The sequence below is a fragment of the Gordonia sp. G4 genome, assembly GCF_057770005.1.
Genome location: NZ_CM173442.1, coordinates 1,122,810 through 1,140,283, shown reverse-complemented (window position 1 = coordinate 1,140,283; position 17,474 = coordinate 1,122,810). Strand labels below are relative to the sequence as shown.

General features: G+C 66.8%; 13 protein-coding genes, 2 pseudogenes and 1 other annotated feature. Of the genes and pseudogenes, 11 read left to right on the top strand and 4 right to left on the bottom strand.

Translation table 11 applies throughout. From position 1 onward, the window contains the following. The first annotated feature begins 272 nt into the window (after window positions 1-272). The 7 genes and pseudogenes from AC3B5T_RS04950 (at window position 273) to AC3B5T_RS04920 (ending at window position 8,297) form a co-directional block, all read left to right on the top strand. Window positions 273-1,970, top strand: a complete 1,698-nt coding sequence (locus AC3B5T_RS04950; RefSeq protein WP_231632684.1) for a VanW family protein — start codon at window positions 273-275, stop codon at window positions 1,968-1,970. Window positions 1,971-2,033: 63 nt separating this feature from the next. Further along, window positions 2,034-2,813: an SDR family NAD(P)-dependent oxidoreductase gene (locus AC3B5T_RS04945; RefSeq protein ID WP_010843351.1), complete on the top strand. Its 780-nt coding sequence runs from the start codon at window positions 2,034-2,036 to the stop codon at window positions 2,811-2,813. 9 nt (window positions 2,814-2,822) lie between these two features. Further along, window positions 2,823-3,260: a hypothetical protein gene (locus tag AC3B5T_RS04940; RefSeq protein WP_014928327.1), complete on the top strand. Its 438-nt coding sequence runs from the start codon at window positions 2,823-2,825 to the stop codon at window positions 3,258-3,260. Between the two features lie 144 nt (window positions 3,261-3,404). Then, window positions 3,405-4,967 carry an SLC13 family permease gene (locus AC3B5T_RS04935; RefSeq protein WP_084817243.1) on the top strand — a complete coding sequence of 521 codons (1,563 nt, stop codon included), beginning with the start codon at window positions 3,405-3,407 and terminating at the stop codon, window positions 4,965-4,967. A gap of 108 nt (window positions 4,968-5,075) precedes the next feature. After that, window positions 5,076-6,293: a glycerate kinase family protein gene (locus tag AC3B5T_RS04930; RefSeq protein ID WP_055475658.1), complete on the top strand. Its 1,218-nt coding sequence runs from the start codon at window positions 5,076-5,078 to the stop codon at window positions 6,291-6,293. Window positions 6,294-6,368: 75 nt separating this feature from the next. Next, window positions 6,369-6,950 (top strand): annotated as a pseudogene (locus AC3B5T_RS04925) (TerD family protein); the annotation flags it as partial. 387 nt (window positions 6,951-7,337) lie between these two features. Next, window positions 7,338-8,297, top strand: a complete 960-nt coding sequence (locus tag AC3B5T_RS04920; protein ID WP_488358802.1) for a hypothetical protein — start codon at window positions 7,338-7,340, stop codon at window positions 8,295-8,297. Here the strand turns inward: AC3B5T_RS04920 and AC3B5T_RS04915 are convergent. Then, a pseudogene (locus tag AC3B5T_RS04915) lies at window positions 8,255-9,537 on the bottom strand (IS3 family transposase). The gene AC3B5T_RS04920 and the pseudogene AC3B5T_RS04915 overlap by 43 nt on opposite strands. Next, window positions 9,131-9,259 (bottom strand) — a sequence feature (AL1L pseudoknot). (Overlaps the previous pseudogene by 129 nt.) Before the next feature lie 1,290 nt (window positions 9,538-10,827). Between AC3B5T_RS04915 and AC3B5T_RS04910 the strand changes: the two are divergent. After that, window positions 10,828-11,574 carry an LppU/SCO3897 family protein gene (locus AC3B5T_RS04910; RefSeq protein ID WP_231632685.1) on the top strand — a complete coding sequence of 249 codons (747 nt, stop codon included), beginning with the start codon at window positions 10,828-10,830 and terminating at the stop codon, window positions 11,572-11,574. A 76-nt stretch (window positions 11,575-11,650) separates the two neighbouring features. On the opposite strand, the gene AC3B5T_RS04905 is transcribed toward AC3B5T_RS04910, so the two are convergent. Next, window positions 11,651-13,486, bottom strand: a complete 1,836-nt coding sequence (locus AC3B5T_RS04905; RefSeq protein ID WP_055475661.1) for an acyl-CoA dehydrogenase — start codon at window positions 13,484-13,486, stop codon at window positions 11,651-11,653. A 252-nt stretch (window positions 13,487-13,738) separates the two neighbouring features. Here AC3B5T_RS04905 and AC3B5T_RS04900 point away from each other — a divergent pair, with 252 nt between their 5' ends. Continuing rightward, window positions 13,739-14,290, top strand: a complete 552-nt coding sequence (locus tag AC3B5T_RS04900) for an Rv2253 family sensor-like surface protein (protein WP_010843357.1) — start codon at window positions 13,739-13,741, stop codon at window positions 14,288-14,290. Window positions 14,291-14,299: 9 nt separating this feature from the next. Here the strand turns inward: AC3B5T_RS04900 and AC3B5T_RS04895 are convergent, their stop codons facing one another. Both AC3B5T_RS04895 and AC3B5T_RS04890 read right to left on the bottom strand, forming a co-directional pair. Next, entirely contained in the window at window positions 14,300-15,070 is a 771-nt protein-coding gene (locus AC3B5T_RS04895; protein WP_055475662.1) for a deoxyribonuclease IV, read from the bottom strand. 114 nt (window positions 15,071-15,184) lie between these two features. Continuing rightward, on the bottom strand, window positions 15,185-15,400 hold the full coding sequence (locus AC3B5T_RS04890; RefSeq protein ID WP_014928319.1) for a hypothetical protein: 216 nt from the start codon (window positions 15,398-15,400) through the stop codon (window positions 15,185-15,187). 234 nt (window positions 15,401-15,634) lie between these two features. On the opposite strand from AC3B5T_RS04890, the gene AC3B5T_RS04885 reads away from it, so the two are divergent. Beyond that, on the top strand, window positions 15,635-16,918 hold the full coding sequence (locus tag AC3B5T_RS04885; RefSeq protein ID WP_010843360.1) for a phosphatase PAP2 family protein: 1,284 nt from the start codon (window positions 15,635-15,637) through the stop codon (window positions 16,916-16,918). A gap of 17 nt (window positions 16,919-16,935) precedes the next feature. After that, entirely contained in the window at window positions 16,936-17,412 is a 477-nt protein-coding gene (locus tag AC3B5T_RS04880) for a hypothetical protein (protein WP_035717679.1), read from the top strand. Window positions 17,413-17,474: the final 62 nt, after the last annotated feature.

The window sequence follows — 17,474 nt, the reverse complement described above, 5'->3', positions numbered from 1 at the left end:
ACCGGATCCCGACAGGTGGGACGGGTTGGCGACTGATCAACCGATCCGTCTCACCTTCGTGGGACGAAACGGGGTACTTCGTCACATATTCGGCAGAATCGTCCCTCCGGGGATGCCTCCGGCCGAAAAGTAGCGTAAATATGTCTATAGCTCCGGCTGCGCTGTCAGACCCCCGACCCGACAGCTCGGCCGGAGCGCCTACTTTCCGACCGTAGTTCTGCGGCCACCCCCTGATCTGCCCACTCGTCAGCCCCACCCGGCTGTCAGCCACGATGGATGGAGATGTGACCCCAGGCTCTCGCCGAGCACGATCCGCGCTTCGCGCCGTGCTCGCCGTCGTCGCCGTGGTCACCCTCGTCCTCGCCGCCGAATTCGTCGCCACCCGCTCCGATTCCGCGCGCAACGCCGTCGTCGGCGGAATCGACGCAGGTGGTCGGGACACCGCCGGACTCACTCCCGTCCTCGACGAGCTGGCGGCGCGCTCGACCCAGCCGGTCATCGTGCGGACGCCGGAGGGTTCGGCCGAAGTCGCGCCGGCCGATCTCGGACTCTCCTTCGACCTCGACGCGACACGCACACGTCTGCTCGAGCAACCGCGCAACCCTCTCGTGCGACTGGGCGCCCTGTTCGGCCGGGACGCCCACGTCGAACCGGTCGTCAGGCTGGATCGGACCGCGATGAACGCCGCTCTCGACGCCCAGCGCACATCACTCGAGAAGGCGGCGGTCGAAGGTGGCGTGCACTACGACGGCACCCGGCCCATCGGAGATCAACCCGCCGCGGGTGAACGCATCGCCCGGGACGCGGCGGCCGCCGCCCTCGTCGACCACTGGCTGGACGGCAGACCCGTCGACCTGCCCATGGAGCCCTTCTCGCCGACCGTCAGCGCCGAGGTCGTGGCGGCCACCGTCGCCGGACCTGCCGAACGCGTGACGTCGGCTCCCGTGCGTCTCGTCGACCGGCGGAAACGGACGGTCGAGGTACCCGCGGGAGACCTGGCGTCGATGGTGACCTTCGGTCCCGACGGGCGCGGCGGACTCACGCCCCGAGCCGATGAGAAGGTCGCCCGCCAGATCCTCGCCCCCGACCTCGACGCGTCCCAGCGTGCCCCGGTCAGTGCGAGGTTCAGCCTCGCGTCCGGCCGTCCGACGGTGGTGCCCGGGGTCGCCGGCGCATCGGTCAACTGGCCGAAGACGCTCGAGGCCGTTGCGACGAGCGCGGCCGCCGACGGTGACAACCGCACGGTCGAGGTCGTCTACGACGAGGTGGAACCGAAGCTCACGACCGATGCCGCCCGCAAGCTCGGTGTCACGGAACTGATCAGCGAGTACACGACGGGTGGCTTCTCGAGTGCCTCCGGGGAGAACATCCGGCTCGTCGCCGCCGAGGTCGACGGGGCGCTGGTCATGCCCGGAAAAGTGTTCTCGCTCAACGGACACACCGGACCGCGCGGGTCCGAGCAGGGATATGTCGAGTCGACGATCATCGACCAGGGCCGGGCGTCGACCGCCGTCGGCGGCGGCATCTCCCAGTTCGCGACGACCCTGTACAACGCGGCGTACTTCGCCGGACTCGAGGACGTCGATCACACCGAGCACGCGTACTACATCTCGCGGTACCCCGAGGCGCGGGAGGCGACGGTCTTCGAAGGGGCCATCGACCTGAAGTTCCGCAACAACACGCGGCACGGCGTCCTGATCGAGACCAGCTGGTCGTCGTCGTCGGTGACCGTGAGGTTGTGGGGCACCAAAGCGTTCGACGTGGAGTCGGTGACCGGGGAACGGTACGCGACGACCGACCCGCAGCGCGTCCGCGTTCCGCGCGGAGACGACTGCATCCCCAGCAGCGGGAGCAAGGGTTTCACCACGTCGGACACCCGCATCATCAAGGATGCGCGCACGGGACGGGAGATCGACCGGTCCACCCGTACCGTCCGTTATGCGCCCGAACCGATCGTGAAGTGCGTCTGACCCGACGGGGCGTTTCGCGGAGGGACTTTACCGAGCGATAGAACGATCGATAGGCTCCGAGTCGTGGATATCAATGGAGCTAGTGCAATCGTCACGGGTGGCGCCTCCGGCATCGGCGCAGCAGCGGCTCGCCAGCTGGCGGCCAAGGGTGCGAAGGTCGTCGTCGCCGACCTCAACGCGGACAAGGGCGAGGAACTCGCCAAGGAGATCGGCGGGCAGTTCGTCAGCGTCGACGTCACCTCGACCGAGCAGATCGAGGCCGCGGTCAATGCGGCAACCGAACTCGGCCCGCTGCGTGCGCTGGTGAACTCGGCCGGAATCGGCTGGGCGCAACGCACCATCGGCCGCGACGGCGAGTTCGGTTCGGCACACAACCTGGACGCCTACAAGAAGGTCATCGCGATCAACCTGATCGGCACCTTCGACGCCATCCGCCTCGCCGCCACCGCGATGAGCCGCAACGAGCCGCTCGACGCCCACGGTGAGCGTGGCGCGATCGTCAACATGGCCAGCGTCGCGGCATTCGACGGCCAGATCGGCCAGGCGTCGTACTCGTCGTCCAAGGGCGGCGTCGTCGGCATGACCCTCCCGGTCGCGCGCGACCTGTCGGCGGTCGGCATCCGCGTCAACACCATCGCCCCCGGACTGATCGACACCCCGATCTACGGCGAAGGCGAATCGGCCGAGGCGTTCAAGGCCAAGCTCGGTGAGTCGGTGCTGTTCCCGCACCGCCTGGGCGTGCCGGACGAGCTCGCCTCGATGGTCGTCGAGCTGGTCACCAACAGCTACATGAACGCCGAGGTCATCCGCGTCGACGGCGGCATCCGGATGCCACCGAAGTAGTCAACAGCCATGATCGACTCCCGCCGGAACGCCGGCCTGGGTCTGATCGGAGCGATGGCGGCCGTGCTGATCTCGGCCGCGTGTGCAACCGAGACCTCGGGGACCGCTGTCCCCGAGGTCTCGCCGATCGCCCTGACGACAACTGAATCCGCGGTGACCTCGACCGCGACGACCACGACGTCACCCGCCACGACCGGCCGGGCCACCCGGCCACCGGCGGCGGTCCCGCCGCAGGCGGGTGCGGCGACCGACCCGGACGAGATGACCTGCGGCACCTATCTGTCGCTCACCGATTCCGAGCAGATCGCCACGATCACCGCGTTCGCGGACCGGCACGGCAAGGAACTGGTCAAGAGCAACCCCAACAGTTACCTGTTGGTTCGCGCGTTCTGTGTGGGCGACCCCGACATGCTTCTGAAGGACAACCTTCTGCTGCAGGGCAGCTGACCGACGTCGGCGATGAGGACCGTCGACGAGTAGACGCACCGCCGATCCGGCGGTGCGTTTCTCGTTGTCCGGGACCTGGTCACGTGAAAGAACTTTCATCCGCGTCTCATTGAGGTGTCACGCCGGCGACCCATAGTTGTCGCCATGAACGTTCCGCCCGCGACCGAACGACTCCCGGACCACCCGGGGCCGGTGACGATGTACGCGACGCGCCCACCCGTCCGGCCGATGGTGCCGCCGCCGTCTCGACGCAGCTTCGCCGACATCCGCGGCGGAGCGCTGTCGCCCTGGGCGGCAGCAGGTCTCGTCGTGATCGTGCTCGCCGGCGCGTTCGTCGGACACGCCGGCTGGTCGGGTGGGTTGTCATTCGACGCCGTCGTCACGCTGCTCGTGTTCCTGGTCGCGGTGTGGGCGTGGATCTTCTCGCCACTCGATGACACCTACGTCGCCCTGGGCGGCGGCATAGCGCTGGTGATCTTCGGGATCATCGACGCCGACACCTTCGCGGGAACGCTGGGCTCGGGTGTGATCTGGCTTCTGATCGGCGCTTTCGTGATCGCGGCTGCGGTCACGGCGTCGGGATTGTCCGCTCGTGTGTCGGCGCGGGTGGTCCGCCGGGCCCGCACGCCTCGTCAGCTGGTCCATCTGATCACCGCCGCGCTGTTGCTGACCACATTCGCGATCCCGGCGACCTCCGGGCGCGCGGCACTCGCGCTCCCGATCTTCCTGGCGCTCGCCGCGGTCCTGCGCGACCGGCCGCGCCTGGTGCTGTGCCTCGCGCTGGTCTTCCCGCTGGTGATCCTCTTCTCGGCGGTCGGGTCGCTCCTGGGAGCCGGAGCTCACCTGATCACCGCCGAGATCGTCTCGGCGGCAACGGGTGAGGGTATCGGCTTCGTGCACTGGGCGGTCCTCGGTGTGCCCCTGGCCATCGTGTGGTCGCACCTGGCGGCCGAGGCGTCGCTGTGGCTGATGACCGATCACGACGAACGGGCACGTGGGCTGTGCGTGCCACCGGCCGCGTTCGAGGAGATCGGGACGGCGACCTCCGGACCGCTCACCTCCGCGCAGTGTCGTGTGTCCGTCATTCTCGGAATCGTGGTGGTGCTCTGGTGTTCCGAACCGCTGCACGCCGTCGACCCGGCGATCGTCGCGGTATTCGGCGCTCTGGCCGCGTCCGCGCCGGCGGTCGGAGCTACGACGCTGAGCGCGGCACTCAAGACCATCCCGTGGACGCTGCTGCTGTTCATGGCCGCCACCCTCGCCCTCGGCATGGCCCTCGACTCCAGCGGCGCCGCACAGTGGCTGGCGGATCGTACTCTCGGTTCCATCGCCGAGACCGGCCCGGCCGCTGCGATGGTGTTCGTCGTCGTGTCGGCGATCGTGTCGCTGCTCGCGCACCTGGTGATCCAATCCCGTTCTGCCCGATCAGCGGTGCTGGTCCCCATCATCGTGGTGACCGCCCCGGCCGTCGGGGTGGATCCGGTCGCCGCGGCCTTCTTGTCCACCGCCGCCGCCGGTTTCTGCATCACCCTCACGAGTTCGGCCAAACCGGTCGCCATGTTCGCCGCGAGCGACGACGTGCCGGGTTATCAACCGCGACATCTCCTCACGATGTCGGCGTTGCTCGCACCGGTCTCGCTGGTGTTGCTCATCGTCTTCGCCTGCTGGGTCTGGCCCCATCTCGGGCTTCCCCTTCTCCCGTCCTGACCGTCTCGTGCCGACCGACTCGTTCCTTACAGCTGTGCCGCGCAGGTCATGCCGGTCCGATTTCCATCCCGTCACCAACCCTCGTCCGATCGATCAACAGGAGTGCCGATGTCCGTCCGAGTTCCGCAACGAATCCTGGTCGCCCCGAGCGGTTTCAAGGAGAGTCTCGACGCCGTGTCGGTGGCGGCCGCCATCGCCGCGGGGGTGCGCCGCACGCTTCCCGGGGTGCGCGTCGACATCGCGCCCATCGCCGACGGAGGTGAAGGAACGGCGCGCATCCTGGCCGCCGCGGGCAACGGCCGACTCCACGAGCTGACCGTGTGCGGCCCCACCGGCGAGCCCGTGCAGTCGCACTGGGCCGAAGTGGGCGTCGGCCGCAACCGTATCGGCGTCGTCGAGATGGCCGCTGCCGCAGGGCTGGCGCTCGTTCCGGCGGGGCAGCGCGACCCCGGTGCCACCACTACTTTCGGTGTCGGACAACTGATCGCCGCGGCCCTCGATGCCGGTGTGTCGGCGATTCTCGTCGGCTGCGGCGACTCGGGCACCTGCGATGGCGGGGCCGGCGCGCTGCAAGCACTCGGCGCCCGCGTCCTGGACCGCGACGGACGCGAGATCGGGCGCGGTGGTGACGAACTGGCACGTGCCGCGTCGCTGGACCTCACCGGTCTGCATCCGCGGCTGCGTGAGACGGAGGTGGTGGTCGCTGGCAATCCGCACAACGTCCTCACCGGACCGAGCGGCGTCGCGCGCGTCTTCGGCCCCCAGAAGGGAGCGACACCCGCGCAGGTCGACTCGCTGGCTGCCGCGCTCGACATCTGGGCAGGCGTCTTGCAGCGAGATGGGCTGGCCGACATCGACTATCGCCACGGAGCGGGCTCCGGCGCGTCGGGCGGTCTGGGGGCGGGTCTCGCCGCGGTCGGCGGAATCCTGCGTTCCCGGTTCGACGCGCTGCTCGATTCCGGACTGTCGGGAATCGACCTCGACCATCGGATCGGCAAGGCGGACCTCGTGATCACGGCCGAGGGTTCCATCGACTTCCAGACCCCGCACGGGAAGGTGCCCGCCGAGGTTGCTCGCCGCGCCCAGCTGCGGGGTGTGCCCGTGGTCGCGCTCGCGGGTTCGCTCGGGCACGGTGCACCGTCGGTCCACGACGTCGGGATCGGCGCGATCGCCTCGATCATCGCGGTACCCATGCCATTGTCGGAGGCGGTCGCCAACGGCGAGCAGCTCCTCGCCGACGCCGCCGAGCGCACGATGCGGATGATCCTGCTCGGCGCAGCTGTCTCCGCCCGGGCGGGACAACGGAAGCGCAAGAAGGCCGTCTGAGTCGCGGGGTGCAGGTCCGGGCCGTGGTCGTTGTACTGGCGGCCCCCGCAGGACACAGATCCTCCAATCGGTCGAATGAGCCCCGTATCCGGCCCCACTTCTCGATTCACCACACGCCGACAGCGGTCTTGCCAATACGTTGTCGAGGTGGAGCTTCGAGAGCTGTCCAAGGGTGGGAACGTGTCCGTCGACGAGGTCGCCGGTGAAATCTCACCGCGGCTGGTGGTCGTCATCCAGACAGAGGCCGCGGCGGGCCGGGAGATCGGCCTCGATGCCGGGATACTCATCCTCGGTAACGACGGGCAGGTGCGATCGAACGATGATCTGATCTTCTACAACCAGCCCACGGGAGTGGGTGGTGCGGTGAGGCTTGTCTCGGCTGACGTCGACGCGAAGGGCGCGGATGACGAGTCCTTTCGGCAGCGGGATGCGGTGGAGGTCGATCTCGCACGCATTCCCGATTCGGTCGCGCGCATTCTTGTCACGGCCAGCACCGATCCCCGGACCGACGCGAGCTTCGGCGACGCGGCGCTTGTGAACATGTATGTCGCACACGCAGACCAGCCCGATGCTCCGTTTGTCGTTCACGCGATGGAGGGACTGTCCTCGGAACGCGCACTGATCTTCGGCGAGATCTACCGGCGGGATGACGCCTGGAAGATTCGAGCGGTCGGACAGGGGTACGCCGGAGGACTCGAGGCACTCGTGTCCGACCACGGAATCGAAGTCGACAACACGGCGTCAGTTGATGACCTCCCGGATGCGGCCGGCCAGACCGAGGAGGCAGACGCCGACCCCTCTGTCGCCGATTCACTCGCCGACGCAAGTTCGGCCGAGGCTGCTCTGGCAGCCGACACAGTGGTGGCGAGTGCCGATGACATCGAGAGAGACACCGGACCCGCGCCCAGTGAACCCGGTGCCAAGGTGACGATCGCACGCAAACGTCGGCCTGCGCCGCTACCAAAGGACTGGCAGTCGAGGAGCTTGGCATATCTGCCTCGATCCGGTGAATCGGAATGGAAGCGAGCGCGGTTGTTCCCGTCTGTGGGCATCAAGTCGACCGCCGAACAGGAGGTGCGTACGACCTCGATCTTGTTGGCGACGATGGAGACGGTCCCAGAGTTCGGACGTGCGGTTCTCAGCCAGACCGGAGCACCGCGAGGACGTATCGAAACCTTCACCGAGGTTCGGTTCACCTTGGCGGGTGAGGAAGTCCGGCCGGACGGCTTGATCAGGGTCAGCCGCGGCAGCAAGGTATGGCGGGCGTTGGTCGAAGTGAAGACCGGTCGTTCGGAGTTGACCGGTGACCAGGTCGGAACCTACGTGAAACTGGCCAAGACCAAGTCGATGGACGCGGTGATCACGATCAGCGGCGACTTGATGGCGTCTCCCGACCTACACCCCTTCGTCGTCGACGCAAGGCACTCGAAGAACATTGTCTTGAAACATCTTTCGTGGGAGGAAATCCTCGCCGAGGCGATGATCGTGCACGAGCATGTCGGCATCGACGAGAGGGTGCGAGCTCGTCTGCTCGAGGAACTCTTGTGGTACGCCGCCGACAGCCAGTCCGGCATGCGGACCTTCGACGACATGGGTAAACAGTGGGTCAAGATCCGGGAAGCAGTGAAGAACAAGACCGTCGGCGCGTCGGATGACTCGACGTCGGATGTGTGCGACCGGTTTGATCGCCTGGCTCGCCATGTTGCGCTTCGGTTGAGTGCACTCACCGGGCAGCGGGTTACTGCGCAACCACCAGCGAGTCGCGTGGACACTGTGAGTCGCGCCCGGCAACTGGCTGATTCGGGTGAGCTCTTCGCGTTGTTGCGGGTATCCGGGGCGGCCGGGCCGGTAGCGATACACGCGGATCTCGGTCGCGGACGCATTGGTTGTTCGTTGAAGACGGCAGCACCCCGTGTAGGACGAACGCAGACTGAATCGCCCCGGGTTTGCTGGGGGCTCGTTTACTTGGTTCCAGCGACTGCCGGGACCGGGTTCTCACGGTAGCTGGTGACTGTGTGGGTCGACCAGTAGGTGGTCTCGTACTCGACGGGTGGGACGTGCCCGATCTCGCCGTGCAGGCGGCGGTGGTTGAACCAGTCGATGTACTCGGCGACGGCGATCTCGACCTCGCCGACACCGCCCCAGCCACCGCGAGGGCGCATGACTGGGTTACGGATACACTCGGCCTTGAACAACGAGTTGAACGCCTCGGCCATCGCATTGTCGTACGAATCACCCTTGGAGCCAACAGAAGTCACTGCGTCTGCTTCGGCGAGACGTTCGGTGTAGCGGATGGCTCGATACTGCACTCCGCGGTCGGAGTGGTGAATCAGCCCGGCCACGCCCTGGCCGGCACGCGACCGCGCCCACAACCCCATATCCAAGGCGTCGAGCGCGAGGTCGGTGTGCATGGTGGTCGAGACCTGCCAGCCCACGACCATCCTTGAGAAGACGTCGAGGATGAACGCGGCATACACCCACCCCGAGTGTGTGCGGATGTAGGTCAGGTCCGCCACCCACAGCGCGTTGGGCGCCGCCGCGGTGAACTGCCGTTCGACACGATCGGCCGGCTGCGGAGTTTCGGCCCCCTCGCTGTGCGTGGTCTTCCGCGTCTTGGATCTCGTTATCCCCTGCAGCCCATCAGCTTTCATCAACCGCTCGACGGTGCACCGGGCCACGCCGATACCCTTTCTGCGTAGTTCGGCGTGGACTTTGCGGGCACCGTAGACGCCGAGATTGTCGGCATGCACGGTGCGGATCTCACCGAGGATCTCGCGGTCACGGACCACCCGTGGCGCCTCGACTCGTCGAGAGCTCAGATGGGCTCGGACTGTGGACGGAGCGATCTGGGCGGCCGTGTCGCGCAGGGCCGCGCAGATCGGATCGACTCCGTGTTCGTCGCGGAAAGCGGCGACGAACTCCACGATCAACGCTGTGGGCGGTCGATCTCCGCCGCAAAGAAAGCTGATGCCTGCTTCAAGATGGTGTTCGCCCGCCGCAACTCCCGGTTCTCCCGTTCCAGCTGCGCGATCCGCTCAGCCTCGCTGGTCGTGGTCCCCGGGCGGTCCCCGCCATCGATCTCGGCCTGCTTGACCCAGGTGCGAAGCGCCTCCGGGTGCACACCGAGTTGATCGGCGATCCGTTTGAGCGCCCCTGGTCGCGTGGCTGGGTCCTTGCGGGCCTCCACCGCCATCCGCGTCGCCCGCTCCTTCAGCTCAACGCTGTACTTCCGTGGTGCTGCCATGCTCTCCATCCTTCACAGATTCGAGAGCCTCCGACAAACCCGGGGCGTTTCAGACCAAGGTCAACTGGTTGATTCGGCAACTTGTCGACGCGCCGGACGATCTGCGGATAACCGCACACCATTCGGGAAGTCGGGTCGAGTCGACTGCCGCTTTGCTCAAGGACATTCGTTCCGACGCCACTACTGTCATGCCTTCCGACGGCCGCGACATACGCGAGTTCACGGTGACCATGGAGTCGTCCATGGGGTCGAAGCGGTCCGGAAGCGAAGGCGGATTCGTGACGGCTATGGTCCTTCTGACCACCACCTTCTACGCTGACGTGGTCGAGCGTGTGAGGTCAGGACGAGATACCTGAGTAGTACCGTCGATACCCCCCTGCGGCCGACTGGCGAACGTCGAGTCGAGGTTCGTCAGGGAAGTTGATTCTCCCGCGTGCTGCCGGACACAGCTCCGCAGGTGGATACGGCCGGTCGTGCTCGCGCGGTTCGGGATAGTTCTCGCGGCGTGACCAATTCGCCTTATCAGTCGGGGGACCCGCGATTTGGACCACAACCCCCACCCGGGCAGTACCCTCCGCACCAGGGCTTCGTGGCGTACTCACAGCCGTACCCGCTTCCACCTTCGTACGGCCCACCGGTGCCGGGAGGCGTACGCACCGGGACCGCCGTTCCCGCCGCCCCGGAAGAAGAAGCGCACGTGGTTGTGGGTTTCGCTGGGCGTCGCGGGTCTAGTGTTCGCAGTGGCAGGGCTTGGTGTCCATCGGCGGGGGGATTCGATCCCACCCAGCACAGTGCTGACAACCAGTAGTGACGTCTCTATCGGTGAATGCGTCCAGATGGAGATCAGGCAGGGATCGCTGATTGCAAAGCGTGCGTCGTGCTCGGGTTCTGAGTTCCGCTACGTCGTGGTCTCGATGTCCACTGGCAAAGAGAGCTGCGGTCCGGAGTATGCGAAGTTCTGGTTTTCGACCAAGTATCCGTCTGCGGCCGGCGCATTGTGTCTCGCGGAGGTTCTGAACCCTGGTAGCTGCTATTACGTTTCTGCTGCCACCGAGGGTGCGGCGATCGCCGAGACTCGGGAAATTGACTGTGCTGAACCGATTGTGATTCCCGGCGTGACCAATATTCGTGTCGACTCGAAAACGGCCGGCAAGCCGACGTGCCCCCGAAGCCCAGTCGGAGTACTTCATCCCGAAGCCCACCCCCACCGGTTACTGCCTCACTTTCTGGAGTGATCGATCCGCGGTAGAGAATTCTGCCGTGCCGGTGGGGGCCGGTAGTCTTCGCGGCGTGACCAACTCGCCATATCAGCCGGGGGACCCGCGATACGGGCCACAACAACAACCCGTCCAGTACCCACCGCACGGCGGGTTCCCGCCACCGAATCAGCCCTACGGGGCTCCGCCACCGAATCAGATGCCCTACGGCGCGCCGCAGCCGTATCCAGGCGGTCCGATGCCGGGAGGGATGTACCCACCCGGGCCGCCGTTCCCGCCGCCGAAGAAGAAGCGCACCGGCTTGTGGGTCGCACTGGGCGTCGTGGGGGTGTTGTTGCTGATCGTGATCGCCGGCGGCGTGGCGCGGGTGCTGGTGTCGTCGGCGCAGGGTGGCGGGATCTCGGACGTCAGTGACGTCGACGCCGGCGACTGCATCACCGTGACCGCGGAGCCGGACACGCTCAAGGCCACAGAAGTATCGTGTGGTGACACCGATTTCCACTTCGTCGTCGCGGAGAAGTCCATCTCGCAGGGACTCTGCGGACCTCAGTACTCGCGGTACTGGGTCGCGGGAGAGGACGGCGCGCTGTGCCTGGCGCAGGTGTACCAGGAGGGTCGTTGCTACCATCTGCCGTCTGCGACCGGTGGGACCGCGCTTGCCGACATCCGTGAGATCGATTGTGGTTCACCGGTATCGGGTGGAACCAATATTCGTGTCGACACGAAGGCAGCGGGCGAGCCCGACTGTTCCGGTTCGGACGGGACCTACTTCGCGGAGAAGCCGAAGCCGGTCGGGTACTGCTTCAGCGTCATCGAATGACGTCGCCGCCGCGACGCAAACGAGAACTCCCACCGGCGATTGCACCGGTGGGAGTTCTTGTTGAGCGGAGAGTGTCTCAGAAGGCCGCTTCGTCGAGTTCCATGATGTCGTTGTCGATGTTCTCGACGGTGACGCGGACGGAGGTGAGCAGCGGCAGCATGTTCTTGGCGAAGAAGCTGGCCACGGCGACCTTGCCTTCGTAGAAGGACTTGTCGGCGTCGGAGGCCCCGTTGTCGAGGGCGGCGAGGGCGACCTCGGACTGGCGGAGGAGCAGCCAGCCGATGAGCAGGTCGCCGACGGCCATCAGGAAGCGAACCGAACCGAGTCCGACCTTGTAGAGCTCGGCCGAGTTCTCCTGTGCCGCCATCAGATCGTTGGTCAGCGACGCGGCCATCGCCTGCACGTCGTCGAGCGCGGTCTTCAGCAGTGTCCGCTCGGTCTTGAGCCGGCCGTTGCCCGCCTCGGAGTCGATGAAGGTCTGGATCTGCCCGGCGACGTGTGCGAGGGCCTGGCCCTTGTCGCGGATGATCTTGCGGAAGAAGAAGTCCTGGGCCTGGATGGCCGTGGTGCCCTCGTAGAGCGAGTCGATCTTGGAATCACGGATGTACTGCTCGATCGGGTAGTCCTGGAGGAATCCGGAACCGCCGAGCGTCTGCAGCGACTCGTGGCCGAGCGTGCCGTAGGCGCGCTCGGAGCCGACGCCCTTGACGATCGGGAGCAGCAGATCGTTGACGCGGTGGGCCATCTCGGGGTCGGCGCCCGACACGATCTGTGCGGCGGCGGTGTCCTGGTGCGACGCGGTGTAGAGGTAGATCGCGCGCAGACCTTCGGCGTAGGCCTTCTGGGTCATCAGCGACCGACGCACGTCGGGGTGGTGGGTGATCGACACGCGCGGTGCGGCCTTGTCGGTCATCTGGGTCATGTCCGCACCCTGGATACGCTCCTTGGCGTACTCGAGTGCGTTCAGGTAGCCGGTCGACAGGGTCGAGATGGCCTTGGTGCCCACCATCATCCGCGCGTGCTCGATGACCTCGAACATCTGCGCGATGCCCTTGTGAACGTCGCCGACGAGCCAGCCCTTGGCGGGGGTGCCGTGCTGACCGAAGGTGACCTCGCAGGTGGCCGAGGCCTTGATGCCCATCTTGTGTTCGACGTTGGTGACGTAGACGCCGTTGCGTTCGCCGAGTTCACCGGTCTCGAAGTCGAAGTGGAACTTGGGCACGAAGAACAGCGACAGGCCCTTGGTGCCCGGTCCGGCGCCCTCGGGGCGGGCGAGAACGAGGTGGAAGATGTTCTCGGTCATGTCCTGGTCGGCCGAGGTGATGAACCGCTTCACGCCGTCGATGTGCCACGAGCCGTCTTCCTGCTGAACGGCCTTGGTGCGTCCGGCGCCCACGTCGGAGCCGGCGTCGGGCTCGGTCAGCACCATGGTGGCGCCCCAGCCGCGCTCGGAACAGATGGCGGCCCACTTCTTCTGCTCGTCGGTGCCGTTGTTGTAGAAGATGTTGGAGAAGCCGGCGCCGGCGGCGTACATGAACACGGGCGGGTTCGCGCCGAGGATCATCTCGCCGATCGCCCAGTACAGCGACCGCGGGGCGGGGAGGCCGCCGAGTTCCTCGGCGATGCCGATCTTGTCCCAGCCGCCCTCGACCAGGGCGTTGTAGGACTTCTTGAACGACTCGGGGATCGTGACGCTGTGCTCGTCGGGGTCGAAGACCGGGGGATTGCGGTCGGCGTCGACGAAGGACTCCGCAATCGGGCCCTCGGCCAGCGCACGGACCTCGCGCAGCATGTCGACGGCGGTCTCGTGGTCGAGGTCTCCGAAGTCGCCGGACTCCAGTACCTTGTCGAGCTCGAACAGTTCGAAGAGATTGAACTGCAGGTCGCGCATGTTGCTCTTGTAATGGCCCATGGTGGTTCCTTGTCTGGTGTGGCCGTCTGCGTTGGCGTCTTCGGCCCGGTCCGATCGCTCACGAGATGTTCGCGTACCGGCCGGGACGAGGTGACTGTTCGGCTCAAGCTAAGTTACTCGCCGGTAACCACCAGAATAGACCGAACTCCCGGTCTGATCAATCGGAAGATGTGTGATCTGCGCCGGCGGCGACTTCGACACGAGAATCTCCCAACGCCGACGCGCGGGCCGGATCTGCGCTCCAATGACTGAATGGACAGAGCCCGCACCGCCGGACGCCGAAACGGCGTGGTCATCTCCGCTAGCGTCGTCGCCGCGGTACTCGCCCTGGCCGCGGGGCTGCTGGTCAGCGTCGCCCCCGCGGACGCGGCGCCCACGCCGAGGTGGGACGGCGTGTACTCGCTCAAGAGGTTCGCGGCGTCCAAGACCGGCACCAGCCTCGCGGCCCGACAGCGCGAACCCGATTTCTCCGACGACTACACCTTCGCGACCGACTGCGTGCGGAGCCGATGCGTCGCGACCGTCGTCGGAGGTCCCAAGCCGGCCAATCCGACGTTGCCGCAGCCGCCGCGATACACCTGGCAGAACGGTTCGTGGGTGCATCGCTACAGCTGGCAGTGGGACTGCTGGCAGGGGGTGGGCGTGCCCAAGGTGTGGCGGCCGGCGCGGTCGGTCGCGACCTACAAGCCCCAGAGCGACGGCTCGCTGAAGGGTGTGTGGCGGACCACCATCTACGGCGGGCCCTGCCGGGGGACGGTCGTCATGAACGTGGCCGCCTATCCGGTGCGGGTTCCGACCTCGTGAGGTGAACGCCTACAGCGCCTCTCGCAGATAGGCGAGATCGTCCGGGATGCCGTCCCCGGGCGTCTCCAGGATGACCGGAGCGCCCGCCGCCTCGGCGACCGCGACGAGGACCTCGGGGTCGATGTGCCCCGACGCGAGGTTGGCGTGACGGTCGCGACCAGAGTCGAACTCGTCGCGAGAGTTGTTGAGGTGCACCAGATCGATCCGGCCCGTGATCTGGCGGACCCGCTCCACGAGCCCGACCAGATCTTCGCCGCCGGCCCAGGCATGGCAGGTGTCGAGGCAGAATCTTGCCTGGTCGAAGTCGCCGACGGCCTCCCACAGCCGGTCGATCGACTCCAGGGTGCGTGCCATCGCGTGGTCTCCGCCCGCGGTGTTCTCGATCAGGATCGGGACACCGAAGCCGCCCTTGTCGACCTGACGGTCGAACAGCTTGCGCCAGTTGGCGAATCCCTCGGCACTGTCCTCGCCGTCGCGCAGGTGCCCGCCGTGGACGACGAGTCCGAAGGCGCCCAGCTCGGCGGCGGCCGCGGCCTGCTGTTCGACGGCCTTGCGTGACGGCATCCGCAGCCGGTTGTTCAGGCTCGCGACGTTGATCTGGTAGCTGGAGTGCACAACGACGTCGATGTCGGATTCGCGGAACTCCGCCGCGCGGGGGTTCGGCTGCGGCTTCTTCCAGCTCTGGGGGTCCGTGACGAACATCTGGAAGACGTCGATCCCGAGCTCGGCGGCCGTGGCCAGGGGATCGGCGTCCTCGCGAAGATGTGCTCCGATGCGCATGCGACAACGATAGTTGCCCTCACCGAGGGTCGGACGCCCCCGTCGACGTCGATCGGCGGACACGCCGTGGGCGCCGGAATTCGTCCCGTCGTCTCTGAACCCCTGTCCGGGGCGTCACTCACCCATGCACGGCTCGGTCTCGATGGTGATCGGCACACCGGGTGCGATGAGGAGCCGGCACGGTGCCGCGCTGTCGTGATAGAGGTTCAGCCACTCGTGACCGCGGGTCCCGTCGGCGTACACGGCGTCGAGAGTGCGGTTGAGGCGGGCCTCCGCCTCTTTGTTGATGATGTAGCGCTGATCGCCGTAGCGCAGGTAGCGATTGGGCACCGAGGCCTCCTTCAGGGGATCGACGAGTCCAGTGTGATCCACAACACCCCGTCGGGCGAGGCGTCCGCGAAAACCGCTCTCGGCGCGCGTGGGCTGGGCGGCGCCGCGCCGAAACCACTCGAATCCGACATGCCTGACCGTCGGGGTCGCTCGCCAACAAGAGATGGCCATTACACTGACGGCAGGTTAAGTGGGTGGTTGCCCTGCGGGGTGTGACAGGCGGGGTTGTGTCGGGTGAGTGTCGACGAGACGATGGGCGTCCCGCAGCCGGGCAGACCTTCAAAGCGCGACGAGCGCCAGAATCCCGAGACGACCGCCGAGACCGACCCCTCGCTGGACACCGAACGTGAGGACGCTGATCGCGAGGACACCGGTCCCGCGGGTGTGAATCCGGTCCTCGACGACTTGGCCGCGGCCGCCGAGATGGAGGCCGACCCGGAGAGCCGCCGCGACCTGACGATGGTCCGGCGCATCGCGATCGGCGCCTGGGTCGTGCTCATGGCGGTGCACGTCGCGCTCTATGGCCTCGCATTCGACCGCACGCGACTGATCGTCCTGATGTGCCTGGGACTCGCCGCCGCCTGTATAGGCCGGCGCAAGTTCATCACGATCCTCATCGACTGGGCGCCGTTCGCGCTGATCCTGATCCTCTACGACTGGACGCGCGACGTCGCGCGCATCGTCGACATGCCCACCCATTGGCATCTGGCGATCGATTTCGACGCTTGGCTGACCGGTGGTGTCAATCCCACGGCGTGGCTGCAGGAGAACCTCAAGCAGGCGACCCCGCCCTGGTGGGAGGTCATCGTCAGCGTTGTCTACATGTCCTACTTCATCATTCCGTACGCGGTCGCGGCGGTGCTGTGGCTGAAGGACCGGGCCGCATGGCGACGTTACGCGGCGTGCTTCGTGGCGACGACTTTTCTCGCCCTCGTCGGATACACCCTCGTCCCGGGTGCTCCGCCGTGGGCCGCCGCGCGATGCACCGCGGCCGAGGTCCAGGACTTCCCGCGCGACCCGATCTGCATGTACTCGCCCGAGGCGAAAGAACCCGGCGGGCTGCTCGGGCCGCTGGACAACGCGTACCCGGACGCCAATCCCTACGTCGAACGCATCTCCGCGCGGGGCTGGGGCTTCCTCAACATCCACGCGGCCTCGAACCTCGTCGAGGTCGGTCAGGGCAAGTCCAATCTGGTGGCCGCGATCCCGTCGCTGCACGCCGGTCTGACTATGCTCCTGGCCCTCTTCATGTGGCCACGCGTGAAGGCGCTGGGTAAAACACTGTTCATGGGCTACGCCTTCGCGATGGCGTTCGCCCTGGTGTACACCGCCGAGCACTACATCTTTGACATCGTGCTCGGGTGGGCGCTGGCCGCCGCGGTGGTGGCAACCTACCTGGTCATCGACCGCAAGATACTGATCCCACGACAACGACGGCGGGCTGCCGAAGAGGCTGCGGGGGAATCGGGAGACGATTCGGTCCCCGACGGCGCCAGGGCGTCGACGCCGGCGTCGTGAGCTCGTAACCTGGCACCGTGAGCCGCCGCCGTGGAACCGGTCGCGGTGCCGTACGCCGGCGCCGCGGGCTGGTTCTCGTGCTCGCGCTCGCCGTGATGCTGATGCACACGGTGGTGTCGGGTCACGCGGGTTCGCCGGCATCGTCCGCTTCGGCAGCGGGTCATTCCCAGGCCGGGCCTTCCGGCGGCGACAGCGGGATGTCGCACCACGCCGGTCATTCGGCGCACACCGGGTCGTCGACGATGAGCGCCGCGCCGGAGATGACCGGCCCGGAGATGACCGACACCGACGACTGCGGCGAGCACTCGCACGACTGCGTCTTCATCCGCGCGGCGGGCGTCGATCTCCCGGCCGTGGTGCTCGTCCTCCTCGTCTGGTCGCTCGCGGCGCTGCCGCGCATCGCCGACATCGCTCGCCGCCGAACGACAGTCCTGGGTCGGCCACCGCCGTGGGCCATCTACTCCCATCTGCAACTACAGGTGATCCGCTGCTGAGACGAGCGTCTGCGGACCGCCGGGTCCGCTCTGTCCTCATCTCTCTCCCATCCGGCCGGCCG

Bases quoted from the DNA above. Each gene is read 5' to 3' on its own strand.
- AC3B5T_RS04950 (WP_231632684.1), top strand. From the start codon at position 273: ATGGATGGAGATGTGACCCCAGGCTCTCGCCGAGCACGATCCGCGCTT.
- AC3B5T_RS04895 (WP_055475662.1), bottom strand. From the start codon at position 15,070: ATGCGCATCGGAGCACATCTTCGCGAGGACGCCGATCCCCTGGCCACG.
- AC3B5T_RS04940 (WP_014928327.1), top strand. From the start codon at position 2,823: ATGATCGACTCCCGCCGGAACGCCGGCCTGGGTCTGATCGGAGCGATG.
- AC3B5T_RS04935 (WP_084817243.1), top strand. From the start codon at position 3,405: ATGAACGTTCCGCCCGCGACCGAACGACTCCCGGACCACCCGGGGCCG.
- AC3B5T_RS04900 (WP_010843357.1), top strand. From the start codon at position 13,739: ATGGACAGAGCCCGCACCGCCGGACGCCGAAACGGCGTGGTCATCTCC.
- AC3B5T_RS04930 (WP_055475658.1), top strand. From the start codon at position 5,076: ATGTCCGTCCGAGTTCCGCAACGAATCCTGGTCGCCCCGAGCGGTTTC.
- AC3B5T_RS04905 (WP_055475661.1), bottom strand. From the start codon at position 13,486: ATGGGCCATTACAAGAGCAACATGCGCGACCTGCAGTTCAATCTCTTC.